The sequence below is a fragment of the Gemmiger formicilis genome, from assembly GCF_900167555.1.
GTDB classification, from domain to species: Bacteria; Bacillota; Clostridia; order Oscillospirales; family Ruminococcaceae; genus Gemmiger; species Gemmiger formicilis.
Genome location: NZ_FUYF01000053.1, coordinates 1 through 4,590 on the forward strand (window position 1 = coordinate 1; position 4,590 = coordinate 4,590).

3 protein-coding genes are annotated in these 4,590 nt (G+C 60.7%); all 3 read right to left on the reverse strand.

The genetic code is table 11. The features are described 5' to 3' along the window. Positions 1-445: 445 nt before the first annotated feature. A complete protein-coding gene (locus B5D32_RS14290) occupies positions 446-1,255 on the reverse strand; it encodes a gluconate 5-dehydrogenase (RefSeq protein ID WP_078785630.1) in 810 nt (269 codons plus the stop codon). Between the two features lie 30 nt (positions 1,256-1,285). Continuing rightward, positions 1,286-3,373 (reverse strand): glycosyl hydrolase family 2 protein, encoded by a 2,088-nt coding sequence (locus tag B5D32_RS14295; RefSeq protein ID WP_078785631.1) that lies wholly within the window; start codon positions 3,371-3,373, stop codon positions 1,286-1,288. Beyond that, positions 3,370-4,590 (reverse strand): MATE family efflux transporter (locus B5D32_RS14300; protein WP_078785632.1); only part of this gene is annotated, 1,221 nt, incomplete at its 5' end. The genes B5D32_RS14295 and B5D32_RS14300, both read right to left, overlap by 4 nt.

Consider the following 4,590-nt stretch of genomic DNA (forward strand, 5'->3'; position numbering starts at 1 on the left):
TGACGCAGATGACGCTAATGACGCTGAATCTGGGATATGGTATAGGGATATCCCCAAAACAGCGTCATTAGCGTCATCTGCGTCACTATCGTCACACAAGAGCAGCGAGGGGGTCTGGGGAACACCCCAGAAATGCGTTTGTGGATATCCAAACGCTATGCTAGCAAAACATGTTCCCGCTCAAAGCGGGGGGGGGTAATCAAAGCGGATGCGCATACAAATTCGTATATACTCCAGAGTGAATCAGTTTAGATTCATCCAAAAATCTTGACTCGAAAAAGTGAATCAGTTCTGATTCACTCTGCACAAATGAACTGCTTTTTATTAAAAAAGGCCACCAGGATTTCTCAAGATAGCGCATAAAGCTATAGAAAATCTTGATGGACGAAGCAACTAAACCAGAAACAAAATCAGAAAGGCTCAGAACAGCGTCGGAGTAATGACCTTACCCCGGCTGCTTGCCGATGTAAGCCAGGATGCCGCCGTCAACGTAGAGAATCAGACCGTTGACAAAGTCGGAAGCCTCAGAGGCGAGGAACACAGCGGGTCCGCCCAGGTCCTCGGCCTCGCCCCAGCGCTCGGCAGGGGTCTTGGCGACGATGAACTGGTCGAACGGATGACGGCTGCCATCGGGCTGGATCTCGCGCAGGGGTGCGGTTTGCGGGGTGGCGATGTAGCCGGGTCCGATGCCGTTGCACTGGATGTTGTACTTGCCGTACTCGGAGGCAATGTTCTTGGTCAGCATCTTCAGACCGCCCTTGGCAGCGGCGTAGGCGGAGACAGTCTCGCGGCCCAGCTCGCTCATCATGGAGCAGATGTTGATGATCTTGCCGCCGCCCTGCTCGATCATATCGGGAATGACCGCCTTGGCAACGATGAAGGGGGCGTTCAGGTCAACATCAATGACCTGACGGAACTGGGCAGCGGTCATCTCGATCATCGGGATGCGCTTGATGATGCCGGCGTTGTTGACCAGCACGTTGATGTGGCCGACCTCGGCAGTGATCTTCTTGACCATCTCATTGACGGCGTCCTCGTTGGTGACGTCGCAGACATAGCCGTGGGCCTCGATACCGGCCTCCTTGTAGGCAGCCAGCCCCTTGTCCACCAGCTCCTGCTTGATGTCGTTGAAAACGATGGTGGCGCCGCAGTTCGCCATGGCGGTAGCAATGGCAAAGCCGATGCCGTAGGATGCGCCGGTGATCAGGGCGACCTTGCCGGTCAGGTCAAAGGATTTGGGTGTGCAGACAGACATAAAAATACCTCCTGTTGAATAAAAAACGGTTTATCTTTCCAGCCCGTAGGGCACCGGGTGCTTGCCGTAGCGGTTGGCCGGGCTGCCGGTCAGGGTCAGCGTCAGGGTGTTTTCGCCGGGGGTCAAAAGCCCCGCCAGAGGGAATTTGTGCGGCTGCCAGAAGGAGACGCCCGCCGGTTGACCGTTTACGGTCAACTCCGCCATTTCCTGTCCGCGCAGCGTCAGCAGCGGCGTGGCGGCTTCGATATCTGCCGCCGCGACCTGCAGCACGGCGCGGTAGGTCTTGGCGGCACGGGCTGCGTCCTCTTCCACAAGGATAAAGTCCGGCACGGGCAGTGACAGATAGGTGGGCGGCAAAGGCAGGATTTTGGTTTCCTGCGTGGTGCAGGTGAACAGCAGCAGGCTGCCGCGCGCGGGCAGCTCCAGCGGAAGGCAGGCTCCCTTGGCGGTATGCTCGGCCGGGCAGGCGCAGGGCTGGCCGTTCCACAAGTCGCAGCGGCAAAGCGGGGCGTCCACCGGCAGGGTCAGTCGGGTCTTGATGGGGGTGTTGCCCTCGTTGACCAGCAGCCAGCAGGCGCGCCCTTCCTTATTAAAAGAGGCGCAGCGCAGCATGGGCTGCGGCGGGTCGCAGCGGCAGTCCGGCTCGAGCGCCGAGACCTCCGGATGCGCGGCGTCCGGGAACAGCGCCTTGTCCCCCAGCACGGCGGTGTAGCGGTGTCCGTGTAAGCAAAGCGCGCCGTCCTCGACTGTGCAGGCGGGAAAATAGCTTTCGGGAATGTACTGAAAACCGATCTGCCGTTCAAACAGCGGGCGCACGGTGTCGGGGCAAAGGTCGCGGTTGCGGCAAAGCACGGCAACCTCCGCGTGCAGGTCAATGTCGGTCATCAGCCAGGACAGCCGCCGCCAGTAGGTGCTCCATGCCTCGTAATGTACCCACCAGATGCTGTGGGGACCGACATCGGGCGGGCGCTCGTCCTTGCGCTTGCCGCAGATGCTGTAATAAAAGGCGTGTGGGATAAACAGGTTGACCCCGCGCACCGCCAGCCAGTCGGTGTACCATTTGATGTCGCCGCCCGAAAGCTGCCACGGGTTGTCATCCTTGTTGCAGGCGCCGAAGCACTCGTTGGCGTTGCGGCGGCGGTGCATCAGCCGCGCGGCGTCAGCGCTGCACTTGCCCATCGTGGAGTCGATGCCCGCCAAGCCGTCCTTTTCGGGGGCGAGCCAGCGCAGCACCAGATCCTGCCCCGGAACGGCGAAGTATTTTTCAACTTCTATATCATCGCTCTGGTGGGGGTGTCCCATCAGGCCGATGCCGTGCGCCTCGCACCAGCGTGAGAGCGTGCCGTAGTAGACCTCGCCCTCGCGCTGCAAAAGCAGCTTGTGATACAGCCTTGTATCGTCGTTTTCCCTGCCGTCAAACAGGGCGGCGAGGTTGGCGGCGTTGCCGCCCGCGCGGCGGAAAATCTCGGCAAAGCCGTGCGTCCACGGGAACATGCCGCTGACGTTGCGCCCCAAAATGCTCGGCTCATCGGTGAAAAAGCCGATGATCGTTGACCCGAAGTATTCCTTTACCTCGCGGTAGTACGCCTCGTGCGTCAGCTGCACAAAGCGGTGGACCGCTTCAGGGTTCAAGATGTCCGCCGTCAGCGGGGCGTTTTTCTCGCCGTCATCCTCGCCCCAATGCAAGCCGCGCATCGTACCGCCGCTTTTGCGAACGACCAGCGCGCCGTTTTCTGTCTGCGCCAGCAGCTCGTCCCCCGGCAAAACGGTTTGGGTCAGCGTGACGCCCTCGCTGGCCAGTTCGGGGTGGTCTTTTACCACAAGCCCGCACGCCGAGCCGGAGGGGTACATTCCCTCGTCATACAAAACGATTTTCATATCCAGCGCGGCGGCGGTCTGCACTGCCGTGCGGATATGGGCAAAGTAGCGTTCACCCAGATAGGTGATGTCGGGGCTAAGCCCCATGCGCGGGTGCAGCACCACGCCGTAAATGCCGTGGGCGGCAAAGTCCGCCAGCTGGCGGCGCAGCTCGGCATCGGTCAGATCGCCGTTCAAAAACCAAAAGGGGATGGCGGTAAATTCTCTGGGCGGGTTTTGCAGTTGGTCAAGAAATTTCATTTTGCGCTCTCCTGTGCCTCGGCATGGGCGCGGATGTCCGCCCATGCGTGGGACTTATAATAAAACAGCATCGCCAACAGTCCCGCCACAAAGCTGAGCGGCACCCCCGCCATGGCGTAGCCGCCGTAGCCCAGCCACGCCAGCAGGTAGGACGACGGGATGCGCACGCCCCACAGCAAAATGATGTTGACGATGGTGGCATAGCGGATCTCGCCCATACCGTTGGCAAAGCTCATAATCGCGTTGAAGGCTGCATAGCACCACTGGAACGGCAGCACAATGCGGATATACCGCACAGCAAAGGTCAGTACGGCTTCGTCCTGCGTAAAAAGCAGCAGCAGCGGGCGGCAGCACGCTGCCATAAGCAGCCCGCCCGCCAGCGAAAGCAGCCCCGACGCCGCCGGGATCATCCACCCGCCCTTGCGCAGGCGGCGGTAGTCCTGTGCGCCGAGATTTTGCCCCGCAAACACCGAGGTTGCCTGCGACAGCGAGGTGACCGTGATGTTGGCCAGCCCGCCGACCTTGCCCGCCACCGAGCAGCCCGCCACAAAAACCGACCCCTGCAGGTTGTACAGCGCCTGCAAAAAGACGTGACCGATGGAGTACAGCGCCGAGTTCAGCCCCAGCGGCAGGCCGATGCGCACGATCTGACGCAGGGTGCCGGCGTCAAAACCGCGGGGCAAAACAGGCAGCGCAAGCTCTGTGCAGCGGCGGATGTAAAAAATGCTGCATATCCACGACAAAAACAGCGCAATCGCCGTGGCAGCTGCCACGCCGCCGATGCCAAGACCGAGCGCGCCGGTAAGTACAAGATCCAGCACGATATTCGCCGCGCAGCTGATAAACAACAGCTGCAGCGACGACGAGCTGTTGCCCAGGCCGCGCAAAAGACCTGCGTTGAAGTTATAGCCCATATTGCCCAGAATGCCCAGCATCGTGATGCGCAGATACAGCACCGCCCCCGGCATGGCGTCTGCCGGGACCTGCATCAGCCGCAGCATCCACGGCCCCAGCAGCAGCCCGATAACGGTCAGCGGCAGGGACGCCGCAAACAGCAGCCACACCGAGGTGCGCACGAGCTTTTGCAGTTGGTCACGGTCACCGCGCCCGACTGCCTGCGACACCAGAATGGAAATGCCCGAACCGATGCCCACAAAGACACAGAGCAGAATTTCGAGCGGCTGAGAGCTTGTCGCCACCGAGGCCAGCGCTGTGGT